29 protein-coding genes are annotated in these 14103 nt (G+C 48.2%); 23 read left to right on the plus strand and 6 right to left on the minus strand.

Annotated elements, in window-relative coordinates:
- Position 1: 1 nt before the first annotated feature.
- The 4 genes from HV243_RS14345 to HV243_RS14360 all read right to left on the minus strand — a co-directional run bounded on the left by HV243_RS14345 (position 2) and on the right by HV243_RS14360 (position 2219).
- Positions 2 to 889, minus strand: a complete 888-nt coding sequence (locus HV243_RS14345) for a hypothetical protein (protein ID WP_181603832.1) — start codon at positions 887 to 889, stop codon at positions 2 to 4.
- Positions 889 to 1626, minus strand: a complete 738-nt coding sequence (locus HV243_RS14350) for a GIY-YIG nuclease family protein (RefSeq protein ID WP_181603833.1) — start codon at positions 1624 to 1626, stop codon at positions 889 to 891. The genes HV243_RS14345 and HV243_RS14350 overlap by 1 nt, the downstream gene beginning before the upstream one ends.
- 21 nt (positions 1627 to 1647) lie before the next feature.
- Entirely contained in the window at positions 1648 to 1947 is a 300-nt protein-coding gene (locus HV243_RS14355; protein ID WP_003833662.1) for a CII family transcriptional regulator, read from the minus strand.
- Positions 1948 to 2069: 122 nt separating this feature from the next.
- Positions 2070 to 2219, minus strand: coding sequence for an XRE family transcriptional regulator (locus HV243_RS14360; RefSeq protein ID WP_346342833.1), 150 nt, complete (start codon positions 2217 to 2219; stop codon positions 2070 to 2072).
- A gap of 142 nt (positions 2220 to 2361) precedes the next feature.
- Here HV243_RS14360 and HV243_RS14365 point away from each other — a divergent pair, with 142 nt between their 5' ends.
- From HV243_RS14365 to HV243_RS14465, 22 genes are all read left to right on the plus strand, one after another.
- A complete protein-coding gene (locus HV243_RS14365) occupies positions 2362 to 3069 on the plus strand; it encodes a helix-turn-helix transcriptional regulator (protein ID WP_249415217.1) in 708 nt (235 codons plus the stop codon).
- Positions 3070 to 3419: 350 nt separating this feature from the next.
- Positions 3420 to 3743 (plus strand): antitermination protein N, encoded by a 324-nt coding sequence (locus tag HV243_RS14370; RefSeq protein ID WP_181603834.1) that lies wholly within the window; start codon positions 3420 to 3422, stop codon positions 3741 to 3743.
- 10 nt (positions 3744 to 3753) lie between these two features.
- Positions 3754 to 4383 carry a hypothetical protein gene (locus tag HV243_RS14375; protein ID WP_149330410.1) on the plus strand — a complete coding sequence of 210 codons (630 nt, stop codon included), beginning with the start codon at positions 3754 to 3756 and terminating at the stop codon, positions 4381 to 4383.
- 33 nt (positions 4384 to 4416) lie between these two features.
- The gene (locus HV243_RS14380; protein ID WP_181603835.1) at positions 4417 to 4713 is read left to right on the plus strand and encodes a regulator; all 297 of its coding nucleotides are present in this window, start codon (positions 4417 to 4419) and stop codon (positions 4711 to 4713) included.
- 88 nt (positions 4714 to 4801) lie between these two features.
- Complete coding sequence (locus tag HV243_RS14385; RefSeq protein WP_146037511.1) at positions 4802 to 5032, plus strand: hypothetical protein; 231 nt, start codon at positions 4802 to 4804, stop codon at positions 5030 to 5032.
- Positions 5029 to 5187 carry a hypothetical protein gene (locus tag HV243_RS14390; protein ID WP_181603836.1) on the plus strand — a complete coding sequence of 53 codons (159 nt, stop codon included), beginning with the start codon at positions 5029 to 5031 and terminating at the stop codon, positions 5185 to 5187. The genes HV243_RS14385 and HV243_RS14390 overlap by 4 nt, the downstream gene beginning before the upstream one ends.
- The gene (locus HV243_RS25590) at positions 5184 to 5390 is read left to right on the plus strand and encodes a phage encoded cell division inhibitor protein (protein WP_047500189.1); all 207 of its coding nucleotides are present in this window, start codon (positions 5184 to 5186) and stop codon (positions 5388 to 5390) included. Before HV243_RS14390 ends, HV243_RS25590 begins: the two co-directional genes overlap by 4 nt.
- 21 nt (positions 5391 to 5411) lie before the next feature.
- Complete coding sequence (locus HV243_RS14395; RefSeq protein ID WP_249415218.1) at positions 5412 to 5675, plus strand: hypothetical protein; 264 nt, start codon at positions 5412 to 5414, stop codon at positions 5673 to 5675.
- Between the two features lie 76 nt (positions 5676 to 5751).
- Positions 5752 to 5940 carry a hypothetical protein gene (locus tag HV243_RS14400; RefSeq protein ID WP_179154263.1) on the plus strand — a complete coding sequence of 63 codons (189 nt, stop codon included), beginning with the start codon at positions 5752 to 5754 and terminating at the stop codon, positions 5938 to 5940.
- Positions 5941 to 5947: 7 nt separating this feature from the next.
- Entirely contained in the window at positions 5948 to 6574 is a 627-nt protein-coding gene (locus HV243_RS14405) for an ERF family protein (protein ID WP_179154264.1), read from the plus strand.
- Positions 6575 to 7003, plus strand: a complete 429-nt coding sequence (ssb, locus tag HV243_RS14410; protein ID WP_181603837.1) for a single-stranded DNA-binding protein — start codon at positions 6575 to 6577, stop codon at positions 7001 to 7003.
- A 14-nt stretch (positions 7004 to 7017) separates the two neighbouring features.
- A complete protein-coding gene (locus HV243_RS14415) occupies positions 7018 to 7194 on the plus strand; it encodes a hypothetical protein (RefSeq protein ID WP_179154266.1) in 177 nt (58 codons plus the stop codon).
- Positions 7195 to 7214: 20 nt separating this feature from the next.
- Positions 7215 to 7499: a hypothetical protein gene (locus tag HV243_RS14420; RefSeq protein WP_181603838.1), complete on the plus strand. Its 285-nt coding sequence runs from the start codon at positions 7215 to 7217 to the stop codon at positions 7497 to 7499.
- Positions 7499 to 7660 carry a hypothetical protein gene (locus HV243_RS14425; RefSeq protein ID WP_181603839.1) on the plus strand — a complete coding sequence of 54 codons (162 nt, stop codon included), beginning with the start codon at positions 7499 to 7501 and terminating at the stop codon, positions 7658 to 7660. Before HV243_RS14420 ends, HV243_RS14425 begins: the two co-directional genes overlap by 1 nt.
- A complete protein-coding gene (locus HV243_RS14430; RefSeq protein WP_053389162.1) occupies positions 7657 to 8781 on the plus strand; it encodes a site-specific DNA-methyltransferase in 1125 nt (374 codons plus the stop codon). The genes HV243_RS14425 and HV243_RS14430 overlap by 4 nt, the downstream gene beginning before the upstream one ends.
- A complete protein-coding gene (locus HV243_RS14435; protein ID WP_046275554.1) occupies positions 8778 to 8996 on the plus strand; it encodes a hypothetical protein in 219 nt (72 codons plus the stop codon). Before HV243_RS14430 ends, HV243_RS14435 begins: the two co-directional genes overlap by 4 nt.
- Positions 8997 to 9311: 315 nt before the next feature.
- On the plus strand, positions 9312 to 9485 hold the full coding sequence (locus HV243_RS14440) for a TraR/DksA C4-type zinc finger protein (RefSeq protein ID WP_249415219.1): 174 nt from the start codon (positions 9312 to 9314) through the stop codon (positions 9483 to 9485).
- A complete protein-coding gene (locus tag HV243_RS14445; protein WP_046275552.1) occupies positions 9485 to 9877 on the plus strand; it encodes a phage protein NinX family protein in 393 nt (130 codons plus the stop codon). Before HV243_RS14440 ends, HV243_RS14445 begins: the two co-directional genes overlap by 1 nt.
- Complete coding sequence (locus HV243_RS14450) at positions 9855 to 10142, plus strand: DUF4222 domain-containing protein (RefSeq protein WP_046275551.1); 288 nt, start codon at positions 9855 to 9857, stop codon at positions 10140 to 10142. Before HV243_RS14445 ends, HV243_RS14450 begins: the two co-directional genes overlap by 23 nt.
- Complete coding sequence (locus HV243_RS14455) at positions 10087 to 10431, plus strand: hypothetical protein (RefSeq protein ID WP_046275550.1); 345 nt, start codon at positions 10087 to 10089, stop codon at positions 10429 to 10431. The genes HV243_RS14450 and HV243_RS14455 overlap by 56 nt, the downstream gene beginning before the upstream one ends.
- Before the next feature lie 38 nt (positions 10432 to 10469).
- The gene (locus HV243_RS14460) at positions 10470 to 11087 is read left to right on the plus strand and encodes a DUF5420 family protein (protein WP_181603840.1); all 618 of its coding nucleotides are present in this window, start codon (positions 10470 to 10472) and stop codon (positions 11085 to 11087) included.
- A 104-nt stretch (positions 11088 to 11191) separates the two neighbouring features.
- Entirely contained in the window at positions 11192 to 11428 is a 237-nt protein-coding gene (locus HV243_RS14465; RefSeq protein ID WP_181603841.1) for a helix-turn-helix domain-containing protein, read from the plus strand.
- Here the strand turns inward: HV243_RS14465 and HV243_RS14470 are convergent.
- Positions 11386 to 12594 (minus strand): site-specific integrase, encoded by a 1209-nt coding sequence (locus tag HV243_RS14470; RefSeq protein ID WP_149911444.1) that lies wholly within the window; start codon positions 12592 to 12594, stop codon positions 11386 to 11388. The two genes, HV243_RS14465 and HV243_RS14470, sit on opposite strands and share 43 nt — an antisense overlap.
- Positions 12595 to 13050: 456 nt before the next feature.
- On the opposite strand from HV243_RS14470, the gene yniD reads away from it, so the two are divergent.
- The gene (yniD, locus tag HV243_RS14475; RefSeq protein ID WP_003030590.1) at positions 13051 to 13158 is read left to right on the plus strand and encodes a small membrane protein YniD; all 108 of its coding nucleotides are present in this window, start codon (positions 13051 to 13053) and stop codon (positions 13156 to 13158) included.
- Between the two features lie 167 nt (positions 13159 to 13325).
- Here yniD and HV243_RS14480 read toward each other — a convergent pair whose 3' ends face one another.
- Positions 13326 to 14084: a YdiY family protein gene (locus HV243_RS14480; protein ID WP_016152863.1), complete on the minus strand. Its 759-nt coding sequence runs from the start codon at positions 14082 to 14084 to the stop codon at positions 13326 to 13328.
- Positions 14085 to 14103: the final 19 nt, after the last annotated feature.

Genomic DNA, 14103 nt, shown 5'->3' on the forward strand with positions numbered 1-14103 from the left:
ATCACTCCTGAGCCCAGTATGGGATTTCAGTTTTTCCATAGTCCTTCGAAGCAAAACCCTCTGACTGAAGGCCATTAGCAACTTTGCGTACCGGTCTTGATAGCGCCTGCTTGTTCTGGTAGCTAAGTTTCTGGCTTGCAGTGATAAACCAGTTCTTTGGCTTCTCATGGCTAAATTCGATATCCAGCTTTTCCAGTTCGTACTTCAGGTCAATGTTCGGATACAGGCGTTTCCAGGCTTCGTAGTCCTTGTGGTTTAACCGAACGATATTTCCTTCGAATGCATAGCGACTTGAAATTTTATGGACATCAGCCTCAGACCCTTCGCAAGTCGCTTCAGCGGCTTGGGTGTTAATTAGGGAATCAGTATGAGGGATGAGGGAATCAGGAATCAGGTTAAGGGAATCAGCAGGATTTAAATTGTTCTCTACTGGTTCTTGTACTGTGCTTGCATGGTGCTTCTCTGGTGCTTTATTATTTTCAATGACTTGAGGTGATTCTGCATCCTTCTTATCTTCCTCTTTATCGTCTTTGCACTGTTCTTGTCCGGTGCTGTCATTGTTCTCTACTGGTTCTGGTATCTCACTAGCAGCTTCTTTGCAGTGTGGGTTCTGGTGCTTCTTCCAGTTATTTATTTGGATGTATGAGTCGCCATTTACCTGATAGCGGTTAATGAATTTGTGGCTGTGAAGCTGCTGAAGCAGATCATTGCAGTCCACATCATCGAAAGGCAGTACCATTGCTTTAACCTTTTTAGGGCGATCATCCAGTCGCCCTTCTTTGTCAGCAATCGTCCACAGACCGGCAAAAAGGAGGCGGGCATATGGAGAACATTCGGCAAGTTCATCATTTGTGAAAAAGCCTGGTTTGATATTTCGTGAACGAGCCATTAAAAGCCTCCAGGTAATCGTGGGCCATAAATGCCCGTTAATTTTTCTCTCTCATTAATTTCTTCGAGATATGCCAGTAGGCTCTGATGCGATTCAGACATGACGCCGCGGATTCCTCCATTTTCGATGATTATCGAAATTCCATCCCTGGACATGTCTTCCAGTCGATCGCATCCAAGCTCGAAGATGGCTCTGAGTGCGTTTGTCTTGCATCCGATAGCGGATACACCAAACTCTTCGAACCACTCATGGAGATTTAATTTGATTGGCTGATCGGCACAAATAACTGCGTACTCATCAGCAAGTTCTTCCAGGGTTGATTTGGCGTCGCATAGACAGTAAGAGCGGCATGCTTCATGTGCCTCAGCCAGAGAACATTTAAAGAATTCCCTGGACTCATTTATCCGGTGCGCATTCAATGCGGAATGTATTGCGGATTCGTTACCACGCGGATCATCAGAAAAGTAAGCACCCTCGACGACAAATTTTTCTGGAACTCCAGTAGAAGAGGAAAGTTCTTTAGCTCTCATATAAGGAGAGTTTGTTGTCATTCCAACTTTCAACAAACCAGGCATGCAAGGGTTGGAAAGGATGTAAACCCAACCCTTAGAGTTTATCGTTTCAGGGATGTCTCCGCTGATTTCTATGGGCATGCTGTATTTATGCTGAAGCCTATGCACCTCATCTCTAATAAATTCATGCTGGCATTCTTTTACAAAACCTTCATTTAGAGGCATAATTAACCCCGCAAATAGTTGTTAAAAATCCATCGTGATTTGGTCAGATCGCTCGGTTGCCGCCGGGCGATTTTTCTTTGTAAGCACTGCAGCAACTTCTCTTGCCAGCCGCGCCATATCGTCATCAACGACACCCCACTCCAGAACTGCAAGCAGCATTGCCATCTTCGGCAGCCAGCTTTCTTTCCAGCGGGTTATCTGCGCTTTATCGACGCCGATCTCTTTAGCTACGTTGCTTCCACCTTTCATGGCGATACGGTTGAGCAACCAGGACTCAATGCGACGGGCATTGACCTTGTTGCGGTTAATTGAGTTTTCCATCTGTGATAATTCCTTTGGTGTAAAAAATGGTTAAAGGCCATGCGCGGACACGCATAGCCATAAAGACTTGTTGTTTTGAATCGCCCTTTTTCAGGGCTGAGATGTGATAAGAGCGGTGTTAATTAGGCTGCCATATACCGATGCGGGTAGAGAATCTGCATCTCTGAGATCTTCCCTTCGAAGAACTTGGATAACTTTTCAGCTGTCTCCAGAGATGTAACCTGCATACCGCGTTCAATTCGGCTCAGGTTGCCAACGTCAATTTCTGTCATTTTGGAAACCTCAGAAATTGTCAGACCTTTCTCTACGCGCATTTTTCTAAGTGGTGTACACATATTGCACCTCCATAATGCGTTAGACGCATATTAATCCATCTGCAAATTTTGCGCAAGGCGCTTTGCGAAGGACGCATAAATGTTTTCTAATGAAGATATGAAAGTAGGTGAAAAGATACGACTTCTTAGGAAGAAAAATAAATACACATTGAATGAGATGGCGCTTCTTGTAGATAGCGACGTCGGTAACCTTTCACGCCTTGAGCGTGGCATTCAAGGGTATAGTGATCAGCTTCTAAGAAAAATAGCGAAAGCTCTCGATGTTCCTGTAGCTGTACTATTCTCTTCCGATGACGAGGAAAATACTGTAGATTCATACAGTGTAGATTCCCTAAACAGTCGAGAGGAAAAGGATGTGTATAGGGTTGATGTTCTTAACGTTTCCGCCAGCGCAGGCAATGGCTCGCCATCAAAAGACATTGTGGAGGTTGTCCGATCAATTGAGTATGACGTTGACCAGGCAAAATCTATATTTGGTAGCATCCCTCAAAAATCAGTGAAGCTTATCAACGTGCGCGGCGATAGTATGCAGGGAACCATTGAGCCTGGCGATTTGATTTTTGTGGATATCAGAGTCAATTACTTCGATGGCGATGGTATTTACGTTTTCGATTTCAATGGTGACACTTTCGTCAAACGTCTTCAAAAAGTTAAAAATGATCTGTTCGTAATCTCGGACAACCCAAAGTATAGAGAGTGGAGCATAAGCCCTGAAGAGGCTGCGATGCTTCACGTATCTGGTAGAGTAATGCTAAGCCAGTCACAGCAGTTCCGCAGACACGGTTAACACAAAATCTCATACAAATAACCCGCTCCGGCGGGTTTTTTTGTGCCTTAAGCAATATCAGTAAATTTTTTAATTCCTTTTGAATCATACGCATAAATTAATTTAAAGCAGCAACACCCTTTTTACTATAATTATGCGCTTGACGCATTTGCGCAGAACGCATATATTAACCCCATCAGCAGGACGCACTACTCACCAGGACGGTGATGCTCTTAAAAATCTGGCGCTGAAAAAGCGCAGCATTCAAAGCAGAAAGCTTTGGGGTGTCGTGAATTGCAGCTGCACCGACAGCAACCGGAAGATCAGCATCCGGCGCGACACCACCAAAGCTAACTGACAGGAGATCCACAATGGATGCACAAGCACGCCGCCGCGAACGCCGCGCAGCTAAACAGGCCGAATGGAAAGATGCAAATCCCCTGTTAGTTGGGGTGAGCGCAAAGCCAGATAACCGCCCTGTTCTCTCGCTGACTCGCAAGCCTAAATCACGCGTAGAAAGCGCTGTGAACCCGATTGATTTAACGGTACTGGCTGAGTATCGGGAAGAGCTGGAAAAGCGCGCTGAAGCTGTTGTGCGCAAGAATCATCGCACCTGGTACAAAGACGTTAACCCGTTCGGAAACAAAATTCACGCCGTGCAGAAGTCACGTGGTAAATCTACTCCACTTATTTAGAGGTGAGGCAATGAACGACAAGTTTGAAGGGGAGATTATTCGCGGGGTTATTAACGATGATCGCCTATTCCCTGGTATTGAGCGGATAAGAAGTGGAATTGTTCAGCAATTCGGAAAGCGGATTGTTCAGGGTGGTAAGTGCATCCAAGATTGTGATTTTGAAATCACTCCACCAGAAAGGAGTTGGTATTCAAAGGAAATAAATGGTGTGTGGCATTGGGTTGAAGGCTGCAGCCATTGTAATGGCTCCCCAAAAGAATGGGACTATGTTCGATGCGATAAACATGATGTGTGCGTTGATTGTGGATCCGATAGAGAGAGTGCGGCGAAAAATACCAGCGGTGCCGTTTGGGGATGCAGTGGTGGGTGGCGTTGTAATGATTGCCAAGAGCAGATTAACAGTAAGCGACTCGCAGATGCAGAGGCCAGAATAGTTCCTGATCATGAATATGATGAAATGGATTTTTGGCGAGAAGATGAGGCTCGCTGCCCATGGTGTAAGGCTGAAATATCCACCGATGAATCATATGACGCCTATCAGGAAGAGCACAAATGCCATGAGTGCGAGCGTTACTTTAAGTTGACGGCAGAGCACTCAGTGTCATGGACAACTATTCGTTCAATCAAACAGGTCGTTTAGGCGGCCTTTTTATTAGCTCAAGAGGGTAAGAGGATGATCGACGACATCAAGCGCATCGACTCAATGATAAATGTGCTTCGCAATATGAAACAGGACATCAAGCGCCAGCAGAAACTAAGTGAAATAAACAGTTTAGACCTGACGCCGAAGCAAGCTCAAAAGCGCAATGCCGATGCTGGCTGGATTGCGATGGAACAGATTAAGCGCCGGCATGAGTTGCACGCTCTGTCTGTTGAGCTTGGGTTCGCTGAACGCCGGGAAAGTTATGCTCCATTTGAATTAACTGACGGGTGGCACCGATTCAACCACAAGCCGCGCGAACCTCAATAGCCGCCTGACCAGCGGCTTTTTCATATCTCTCCGCATTCAATGAGTGTGGGTAGATATGAAAGCAGTATTTAACGTTCTGGAGATGATTATGAGCAACAAAGAATGTGAATCAGCCTTCCCGACAAGTGAAGAGAATCACGAAAAATTATGGTCGTCACCCGGCATGACGTTGCGTGACTACTTCGCTGCGAAAGCGATGCAGGCAATGATTAGTAATTCGTCGATTATCGATAATGATTCTGATGGTGCTGTTAATTATGCAGCAAGCGCTGCATATAAGTTTGCAGACGAAATGCTCCGCGCCCGGGAGGAATCATGACAGTCACCCATAACGGCAAGCAGTACCACGCATCAAAACTCAACGACAACGAGTGGCAACTCTCATCCGTCGATAAACCTCGCGAGAAAATCACAATGACCCGCTGGCAGATGCACATTGCCGGGTTATTGCAGCAGGTGGAGGGTAAATCATGAGCCTACATCATTACGGAACACAGGAAGTTAACCGTGGCGCTGTTCAGCCCGGAATGCTGGTTAAGCACAAAGATGCGACGTGGACAGCATCAGCACATAAGCGCGGGAAGCTGTACCTTCACCGCGGCTGTGAGCGCACTTATACGAAAGAATTGCTCGTTGAGGTTTACCTTAGCGGGCTCGGTGGTGGATTGAGTCACTGAGGGATAGGTATGTGTAATTGCATGAAAGATATTGGTGAAAAACTTCATGAAAGGTTAATGGAAAAGGTTCCTGACGGATCTGAGGTGAGCAAGGGATTTGACACCGGATGGGAGAATTCATGGCTTAACTTTTTATCTGGGAAAGTGGTTGTGATGATGAAATATAAATTGGCTTATCGCATTAAAAAGAAAAACGGAGAAATGGCTAAAAACCTAACCCGCAGTGAAGCCGCAATTTCCATGAATTTCTGCCCTTTCTGCGGCGAAAAGCAAGACTCCAAATAACCACTCTAACACTCACTACCCATACTCGTCCGGCTATCGCAGACGGACAGCGCACAACCAAATTTCAGGAGAGACCATGATTCCTGTCGATTTAGCAAGAACTCCGGAACTCAGCCGGATTAAACGCCAGTACCACGTTACTGAGGCGCTTTACTGGCGCAAATCAGGTAACAAGTCGATGAAAAGCTTTTGCCTGTCTATGGCTAAACGTGAGCGCATGAATAAATGCGAGCTCCTGGCTAACCCTTCCGAACTTCCATTCTGAGGAAATTATGGAACAGAAAAAAGTTTACGCAGCAATTAGCGGAGTAGCTTCTGCGCTTGCTGAACAGGGGATCCGGAAGGAGAAAAAACAAGGCAGCCAGGTTAACTATGCGTTTCGTGGAATCGACGACATCTACAACGCACTGGCTCCTGAGCTGGTCAAGAATAAGCTCCTGATTCTACCTCGATATACCGAACGAACATGTGTAGAGCGAACCAGTAAAAGCGGTGGCGCTCTGTTTTATATCACTGTTCGCGGAGACTTCGATTTCGTCAGCACCGAGGACGGCAGCACCCACACGGTCACTACCTACGGAGAAGCGATGGACAGCGGAGACAAGGCTACCAACAAGGCTATGTCTATCGCCTACAAATACGCAGCTTTTCAGGCGTTCTGCATCCCTACCGAAGAAACTGCGATTGATGCCGATGCAGAAGTTCACCACTTAAAACCGGCTGATGCAGACCAGATTCTGGCTGAATTTACTCAGTACGCCGGAGCAGAAAACGATAGCAAAAAACTGCAGGAACAGTACGCATCAACATGGCAACGCCTTAACGGATGGCCTGAACATCAGGCTAAATGCAAAGACGTTACCGGCATTAGAATCAGAGAACTCAAACAGGCGGCATAAATGGCAATTAACACCATCATCGTTTCCGGAAACGTTGGTAAAGACGCGGTACTCCGTGTCACACCAAACGGGAAGCACATTGCATCATTTTCTATCCCGGCAAAGACAGGATTTGGTGAGAACGAAAAGACATCATGGCTGAACTGCAAAATGTTTGGTGCGATGGCTGAGAAGCTTTCTGCGGCATTAGTTAAAGGCGCAAAGGTCACTGTTTCAGGAGAGTTCGTCATTGAAGAGTGGACTCGTCAGGATGGATCAGCGGCTCAGACGCCAACAATTCTGGTGCGAGATATAGACCTTCCTCCGCGCAATGGACAGCAGCAGAGCCAGCAATCGTCGTCACAGCCGCAGCGACAGCAACAACAACGCGCAGCTGCGCCGCAAGCCAGCGAACCGCCTATGGATTTTGACGACGACATCCCTTTTTAGGAAAGGTGGCCTCCATGGTTATTGTTATAACAACCATCGAAAAGGATGAGGTGACAGGAAAAGAATCTCTTGTTGCATCTCATGGGGTTGATCGTATTACAGGAAAGCAAATCATCCTCCCGCCTGAGCACCCAGCCGATATCGGCGCGAAGTTCGACAAAGACCTTCAGTCATGGGTTATCCATCAATAACAAAATAAAAGGGATGCATCATGCCATCACCTCTCAATGGGGCGGGATATCTGCGCCCACCAAAGCGATCCGGCACTAAAGAAGAGGTGCTGGCACGTTGCTTTGCAGCTATCGCTAATGACAATTTCCAGAAGCCGACCATGGAAGACAGGCTTCAGGAATTGCACGAAAAGGAAGTTTGGTACACCAACTTAGAAGCGTCATTCAGGCCGGGATGGATGGTAGTTGGTCCTGTAGAGCCTGATTACGTTGATGACCGTATGCGTACGTATCGCGGTCGTTACGGACAAATAAGGAGCGACTGATGAAAGTCTGGAGCATAGAAGAACTATCAGCGCTCATGCGCTACACCAACGTAGAAGTCGCAGAGATTACCGGTCGGAGTATCGAAGAGGTCGGAGATAAGCGGCTGGCTGTGAATATTGAGCGGAATGGATGGGATAAGCATAAACCGGAGGACGCATGACCTATCAACTTCACGTCGGGCGTTGTGAGGACGTTCTGAAAACTCTGCCTGATAACTCCGTTGACGCCATCGTGACGGATCCGCCGTACGGGCTGAGCTTCATGAACCATAAGTGGGATTACGACGTTCCCACCGTTGAGCAGTGGCAGGAATGCCTACGCGTCCTTAAGCCAGGCGGTCATCTTCTGGCATTTGGCGGTTCACGCACTTATCACCGCCTTGTTGTTAATGCAGAGGATGCCGGTTTCGAAATCCGTGACCAAATTCTCTGGATTTACGGAAGCGGTTTTCCGAAGTCGCATAACCTCGATGGCGATTTTGATGGATGGGGTACCGCATTGAAACCAGCCCATGAGCCAATCGTCATGGCTCGAAAGCCATTCAAAAAGACGGTGTCAGCCAACATGACCGAGCATGGTACCGGCGCAATCAATATCGACGCCTGCAGGATAACAACTGATGAGTCGCTTAGCGGTGGCGCTGGATTCCTGCTTTCACATCAACGTGACGGAACCGAGCCGGTTAGTGATTACGAACAGGCACCAGAGGGACGTTGGCCAGCAAACATCATTCATGACGGTAGCGAAGTAGTCGTGTCGGCATTTCCGGATGCGAAAGGACAGCAAGGGGATTTAAAGGAAACCGGACGCGCACGACCATCACAGGGTCGATATGGTGATATGGCAGCGCCAAAGGCACATGCTGCCAGAGTGGAAAGTGAAAAAAGCGCCGCCCGATTCTTCTACTGCGCTAAGGTCAAACCGAAGGAGCGAGACGAAGGCCTAGAGCGATTCATAGCGACATCAGCCTGCGACATGACCGGCGGACGTAAAGAGGGCAGCGTCGGCATTAATGACCCGCGCGCCGGTGCTGGTCGCACCAATGGCGCGAAGAACAATCATCCTACCGTTAAGCCGATCGCTCTAATGAGCTATCTCTGCAGGTTGATTACTCCGCCTGGCGGTACCGTGCTTGATCCGTGGATGGGGAGCGGGAGCACTGGTCGGGCAGCTATCGAGGAAGGATTTAACTTCATCGGCATCGACCTGAACCCGGATTACGTAACCATTGCTTCTGCGCGAATTGCTCACTCCTTCAAAAAGACGACGGAGGCCGCATGACACCAGAGCAAGACAACGCCGTCCGCGCACAAGGTCGTAAATGTGTGGCAGAGATTATGCAGACGATGAAATGCAGGCCTAAGCCGAAATGGAATGCAGTAGTGCCGCCAATCATCAAAAAGCACCATCAGAAAATTGCGCCACTGGGTATCAGCCTGGTGGCATTCGTTAGCAGCATCGGTCGCATGCAAGGCCGATACGGAGTCGAATCATGACGCTAACCAAACGAATCACAAGGTCGCTAATGCGGCCTTTTTATTTTCTCGCGTTCACCTTCAACCGAATTAACCGACAGTTCCTGGAGCATTGATGAAGCATTTATCAACCGTAATAGCATTGATTGGCGCTTCCATGCCATCAATTAAATCATGGAGTTTCGCTGAAATATCACCTGCTTTACGCATGGATGCCAGTTATCCAGTTGGTGGCGGGAAAACGGGCATTGCCGCAGCACGCCGAGCAGCCAAAAAGCGTAGGAGAAGTCGCAAATGACATCAGAAATCATCGATCAGGCCAGCGCTCTCGAATAGATGATGCGCGAAAACGCTATTCAGGCACACAGACTCAACCACTCAGCAGTATCAGCAACGCACTGTGAGGAATGCGGCGATCCGCTAATTCCTGAACGTAGAGATGCGTTTCCTGGCTGTAAGAAGTGCGTTAGTTGTCAGGAAGATGAAGAAAAGCGTAATCGGAGGATGTGATGGATTACAGCAAGCTGAGTGACTTTGAAATTAACCGAGCCGTGGCTATCGCCATTGGTTTTCACCCAGATGAATGCGATATAGCCAAGCGCGGAACGCCATCGGTTGGCGTGGAGTGGAATGAAGATACTGGCTACGCGACTAAGACTTTCGACTACTGCAACAACCCGGCAGACGCGTGGCCGATTATCACAGAAAACAGGATAGCAATTATCCCAGATTCGGCTGCGGGTGAGTGGGTTGCTTTCAATGAGTTTACTTTGTACGAGGGTGACTGGATGTTTGCCAGCGACCCAGCACATCACAGTAATGGTAAAAATCCACTGCGCTGTGCAATGGAGTGCTTCCTCATGATGCAGGACTCAGCCAATGTTCAGGATAATCCAGCCTAATACCTGGTACGCCGATCCCCATGGAGCACCCTGCAAAATCCTCCGCGCTACCCACGAAGTAATCCACTACATCCACAACGGACGCACCTGCATAGCCAGCATGGGCCGCTTTCAACATGAATTTGAACCGCTGACCAAAGCACAAGCCGAGCGGATCACCGAAGAAATCGAAACAGCAGAACACATCGAAAAGTTAAGGAGCATGAGACGTGATCGGAATACTCAAACAAGTACCGAAGGAAAGCTGGCCTGTACGATGCCATGACCCGAAACGCAGCAATGTATGGGTTAACTCTTACTTTCTCGTACAGGAGTTTCAGGAGGAAAACGGCGTTATTCGCCTGTCGGTAAATACTACCAGCATGGCTAATTCAGGACGCTGGAAAGATGGGATTAGCTGGGATGCTTTGCAGGAGATAAAGAACGCAGTCGGATATGAGGATCGCGATGCTGTCGAAATTTACCCGGCACAAAAGGACGTGGTCAATGTAGCTAACATGCGTCATCTGTGGCTGGTCAATGAACCACTTACTTTTGCATGGCGCAAAGATTAAAACGCCTCCGCGCTATGCGGGCGGCATGAGGGATAACAATGTCAGATCAAAGCAAATTTTACGATTACTACATGGTGGAAGGCGATGATGTGAAATCGCTGATTGATGGATATGAGGAAATCAGTAAACAAAGAAACGCCATTCTTCCTGATGCAGTAGGAAAGGTTGGCGCTATCGCATGGACAACATCAAGCGGCTGGGGAGGTGGTGGTGGATTGCTTAGTGGGTTTGCTTGGGAAAAAGGATATGAATTCCCATGCTTAATGACTATTAAGCGAGAAGAAATGTTTGATGGGAAGCGAGTGGTACTTGGCAGGGGGAAAGGAAATACAAAGGAAGGCCGAGCTTACAATAAAGTTCTCGATGCTGTGAAAGAAGAAGCAAACAAAAAGCTGAAATCCCTGCCTGAGTGGAATGACTACATCGTCAACCACTACGGCATCATGCGAACCGGCATTGGTGGTCAGTCTGGACGCGGATTCGGATTCGCAATGCTTTCTACGTGTGGAGGCAAACACCCTGGTCGTGATGACTGCTTGGTATTCGCCATCCCTAACAACAAAGAAGAACGCCACGGGGAAATAGTAATTCCAGATAGCTTCAAGAAGATTACCTACGGTCAATTCTACGACATCGTTAATCATCCGCATGACTGACGCAACTGATAGCCAGTTATGAGCTGGCTATTGGGTGCGAAAGCACTGCCACGTTATCCCCCATTTGCCCGGTTCGCCGGGCTTCTTTTTGCCTGGAGAAAAGCATGCAAACAACAATCAGCATTCAACCGGTTCTGGTTAACCGTGAGCGCGTTCAGGAGATGCTTGGTGGTATCTCCAGAACCACGTTTTATCGTAAGCGCAAACAGTGGGAAGAATCCGGCACACCATTCCCGCAGAAAGTGGAAGAAATCCACCCACCTAAAGGCGGCGCTCTCTTCCGCTATGTAGAAGTTATTCAGTTCTGCAAAGATAAGGGGTTACTGGCTGCACAAGCCTGAATCTTCTCAGCCCACAATTCTGCCGCTGCCTGCTGCTCGGGGATGTAATCATACTGGTCATAGACAGCCAGCATCCCCGTTAGCTTATGCCCGAGTATCTTCTCTGATACGTGAGGCGCAACGCCAAGCTCAGCCATCTTTGTTTTGCACGTTCTTCGCAGGTCATGCAGAGACCAGTGCTCCCCACCCATTACCTCTTCCACCTGCCCCGCGATGGAAATCAATGTACTGGCTGACATAGGCCTGTCCACCTGCAGCTTAGCCGGTGGAAACACGATTGACTGATCGGGGTACACATCGAAAACCTTCTGCAGATAATCGGCCGCCAGCTGAGAAATCCCACGCACAAAGCGCTTACGCGTTTTCGAGTTCTCTTTCGGTATAACCCACTCCCTCGCCTTCAGATCAAAGTCCCCCTTCCTTGCTAATCTCAACTCAACACCGCGGCATCCGGTAAGCGCCACAAGACGGATCAGCATTTTGTTTTGCCATGACATCTTGGTTTTATCGATGGCATTCCAGAACGCGCCTATCTCTTCGTCATTCAGGAATCTTTCCCCGTCATCCGGACGGCTACCGATATCGTTAATCTCAAGCAACATTAGAGAATTTGAAGTAATACGTTTTCGGCGCAGCGCATAGCGGATCACCTGTTTCATCTTCACCAGAACGTTACCGGCCTGAACCGGCGAACCACCTTTCGTTATGCGCAGGAATATCTGCTCCCACTCAACGGGGCTCATCTCATCTGCTATCAGTCGACCGTAATTGTCGGTAACGTGAAGCTTCAGCATCCGCTTCCAGTATTCGTACTTCACCATCTCTTTCACTGATGGTGTTTCAAGCCACTCATCAACGAGAGTGCTGATGCTAGGCGAGCTGGATACAATGTCCCTGGCTTTCTTCCGCTGCATAGCCGGGTCGCGTCCCTCTTCCAGCCAACCCTTGCATTCCTCCATAGCATCACGGGCTTCTTTGATCGACATCTTGCCATAGGTGCCAAGTTTTAGCCGGGCAGGTTTCCCGTTGAAGCGATAGCGGTACTGAAAGGTGATAAGCCCCTTTGGGCTGATCCTGGCAGAAAGTCCACCACCATCAGCTATCTCCTCTGGTCCATCATATGGCTTGCCAGCTATACGCCTGAGCTTGGTATCGTTGAGAGGCATGCTTGTCCCTGTTCAGCTTTGTCGAAATTGGTACACGATTTGGTACACAGATTCTACGACACGAACGCGGACAAGATGAACTAAATTGAAACGGGTGAATTGAAGAAAGTTAGGAGTGGCGCGGAATTGGTGAAACAGGCAGGAACAGACAGGAATGAGGTGAAATTCTGGATGGTACTTACACGTAAGATCACATACAAAGATTCAATATTTAAAATCATCAAAAAGGTGTGGGCTGATTCCCGCTTCACTCTGCGAAATATGTCACTGGTCGCCTTAATGGCTACACTGGACCTACACCCGCTTTTTGATAACACCGTTTGACAGTGTACACGGCATTACGAGCCGATCAAAGCAACAATCAACGCGTACTCTATGATGTAAATCAATTCACTGACACCCTGACGTTTTTGTTACACTTGTATAAAGTCATCTAACCTGAGCAGGAAAAGGACAATGCCAACAAATCGCTTTGCGAAGAAACACTGGAAGATGGTTGTGATACTGCTCGTTATTTGTGCGGCAATGCTGATGCTACGTTGGGCTGCGATGATCTGGGGTTAAAATACTGGCACACGCTGTCCCGGTTCCGTTGTATTTATCAATTAAATCGAATTCGTCTGAAAATAGCGCGTTATTGATAAGTATTAAAAATAAAACACAGATTTAATATTAAATAAATTTAACGTTAATTGAGAAAAGCCGGGCCAATTATTTGACCCGGCTTGTCATTACATACGATAGCCGAGTGACACAGTAGTACGACGATCGGTATGCTCCGGCGCTGTTGCCGGTGGTTCAGAGTTCCAGGTAACGTTGTAAGCCACCTTTAACCCAAAGTGTTCGTTGATAGCAACGTTCAAGGCCGTTTCAGAATTGAGCGTTGTATCGTCAGCACCAAATACCGACACACCTTGCGTAAACTTAGTATTATCCGTCATCTGCCACGCATAGGCCCCGGACGCATAGCCCAGCGGCTGTGTTTCGGTGGTGCCATCCGTGTGCTCGTCATAGCGCACACCTGGACCGAATTCAAAACGGAAGCTGTGCACTGGTCCGTTGAGGAACTGACGACCATAACCTGCGGTTAGCACGTCACGCTCGCGATAGCCGTTGTAACGGTCGGTCAGCCAGCTTGCCTGACCAAAGAGATAGTCATAGTCGGTCATGTTGTAACGACTACGGCCACCTACGGCATATTTCTCCGATGAACGCTCATCATTTGAGGAGGTATTGCTGGCATTTCCCCACAAAGACCACGCCGTAGTTTGACCGTACCAGGTCATGGTGGTGTCTGCAGTTAAAGAAGAACTTTTTGTGTTGCCTGACTGGGCGAGATATCCCGCGTTCAGGTTACCTTCAAAGGGTTTTTTCGCGCTGGAAGGGTCATCCATGACAGTAAAAACGGAATCATCGGCGGCAGCCTGCATTGACGCAAGCAGGCCACCCGTCAGCAGTAACGCTGCGGGCACTGTCTTCAAAAGCTTCATTTATTAAGAGTCCGTACAA

The sequence above is a fragment of the Citrobacter sp. RHBSTW-00599 genome (assembly GCF_013784065.1).
Classification (GTDB): domain Bacteria; phylum Pseudomonadota; class Gammaproteobacteria; order Enterobacterales; family Enterobacteriaceae; genus Citrobacter; species Citrobacter braakii.

Bases quoted from the DNA above. Each gene is read 5' to 3' on its own strand.
- HV243_RS14345 (WP_181603832.1), bottom strand. From the start codon at position 889: ATGGCTCGTTCACGAAATATCAAACCAGGCTTTTTCACAAATGATGAA.
- HV243_RS14350 (WP_181603833.1), bottom strand. From the start codon at position 1,626: ATGCCTCTAAATGAAGGTTTTGTAAAAGAATGCCAGCATGAATTTATT.
- HV243_RS14355 (WP_003833662.1), bottom strand. From the start codon at position 1,947: ATGGAAAACTCAATTAACCGCAACAAGGTCAATGCCCGTCGCATTGAG.
- HV243_RS14360 (WP_346342833.1), bottom strand. From the start codon at position 2,219: ATGACAGAAATTGACGTTGGCAACCTGAGCCGAATTGAACGCGGTATG.
- HV243_RS14365 (WP_249415217.1), top strand. From the start codon at position 2,362: ATGTTTTCTAATGAAGATATGAAAGTAGGTGAAAAGATACGACTTCTT.
- HV243_RS14370 (WP_181603834.1), top strand. From the start codon at position 3,420: ATGGATGCACAAGCACGCCGCCGCGAACGCCGCGCAGCTAAACAGGCC.
- HV243_RS14375 (WP_149330410.1), top strand. From the start codon at position 3,754: ATGAACGACAAGTTTGAAGGGGAGATTATTCGCGGGGTTATTAACGAT.
- HV243_RS14380 (WP_181603835.1), top strand. From the start codon at position 4,417: ATGATCGACGACATCAAGCGCATCGACTCAATGATAAATGTGCTTCGC.
- HV243_RS14385 (WP_146037511.1), top strand. From the start codon at position 4,802: ATGAGCAACAAAGAATGTGAATCAGCCTTCCCGACAAGTGAAGAGAAT.
- HV243_RS14390 (WP_181603836.1), top strand. From the start codon at position 5,029: ATGACAGTCACCCATAACGGCAAGCAGTACCACGCATCAAAACTCAAC.
- HV243_RS25590 (WP_047500189.1), top strand. From the start codon at position 5,184: ATGAGCCTACATCATTACGGAACACAGGAAGTTAACCGTGGCGCTGTT.
- HV243_RS14395 (WP_249415218.1), top strand. From the start codon at position 5,412: ATGAAAGATATTGGTGAAAAACTTCATGAAAGGTTAATGGAAAAGGTT.
- HV243_RS14400 (WP_179154263.1), top strand. From the start codon at position 5,752: ATGATTCCTGTCGATTTAGCAAGAACTCCGGAACTCAGCCGGATTAAA.
- HV243_RS14405 (WP_179154264.1), top strand. From the start codon at position 5,948: ATGGAACAGAAAAAAGTTTACGCAGCAATTAGCGGAGTAGCTTCTGCG.
- ssb (WP_181603837.1), top strand. From the start codon at position 6,575: ATGGCAATTAACACCATCATCGTTTCCGGAAACGTTGGTAAAGACGCG.
- HV243_RS14415 (WP_179154266.1), top strand. From the start codon at position 7,018: ATGGTTATTGTTATAACAACCATCGAAAAGGATGAGGTGACAGGAAAA.
- HV243_RS14420 (WP_181603838.1), top strand. From the start codon at position 7,215: ATGCCATCACCTCTCAATGGGGCGGGATATCTGCGCCCACCAAAGCGA.
- HV243_RS14425 (WP_181603839.1), top strand. From the start codon at position 7,499: ATGAAAGTCTGGAGCATAGAAGAACTATCAGCGCTCATGCGCTACACC.
- HV243_RS14430 (WP_053389162.1), top strand. From the start codon at position 7,657: ATGACCTATCAACTTCACGTCGGGCGTTGTGAGGACGTTCTGAAAACT.
- HV243_RS14435 (WP_046275554.1), top strand. From the start codon at position 8,778: ATGACACCAGAGCAAGACAACGCCGTCCGCGCACAAGGTCGTAAATGT.
- HV243_RS14440 (WP_249415219.1), top strand. From the start codon at position 9,312: ATGATGCGCGAAAACGCTATTCAGGCACACAGACTCAACCACTCAGCA.
- HV243_RS14445 (WP_046275552.1), top strand. From the start codon at position 9,485: ATGGATTACAGCAAGCTGAGTGACTTTGAAATTAACCGAGCCGTGGCT.
- HV243_RS14450 (WP_046275551.1), top strand. From the start codon at position 9,855: ATGTTCAGGATAATCCAGCCTAATACCTGGTACGCCGATCCCCATGGA.
- HV243_RS14460 (WP_181603840.1), top strand. From the start codon at position 10,470: ATGTCAGATCAAAGCAAATTTTACGATTACTACATGGTGGAAGGCGAT.
- HV243_RS14465 (WP_181603841.1), top strand. From the start codon at position 11,192: ATGCAAACAACAATCAGCATTCAACCGGTTCTGGTTAACCGTGAGCGC.
- HV243_RS14470 (WP_149911444.1), bottom strand. From the start codon at position 12,594: ATGCCTCTCAACGATACCAAGCTCAGGCGTATAGCTGGCAAGCCATAT.
- yniD (WP_003030590.1), top strand. From the start codon at position 13,051: ATGCCAACAAATCGCTTTGCGAAGAAACACTGGAAGATGGTTGTGATA.
- HV243_RS14480 (WP_016152863.1), bottom strand. From the start codon at position 14,084: ATGAAGCTTTTGAAGACAGTGCCCGCAGCGTTACTGCTGACGGGTGGC.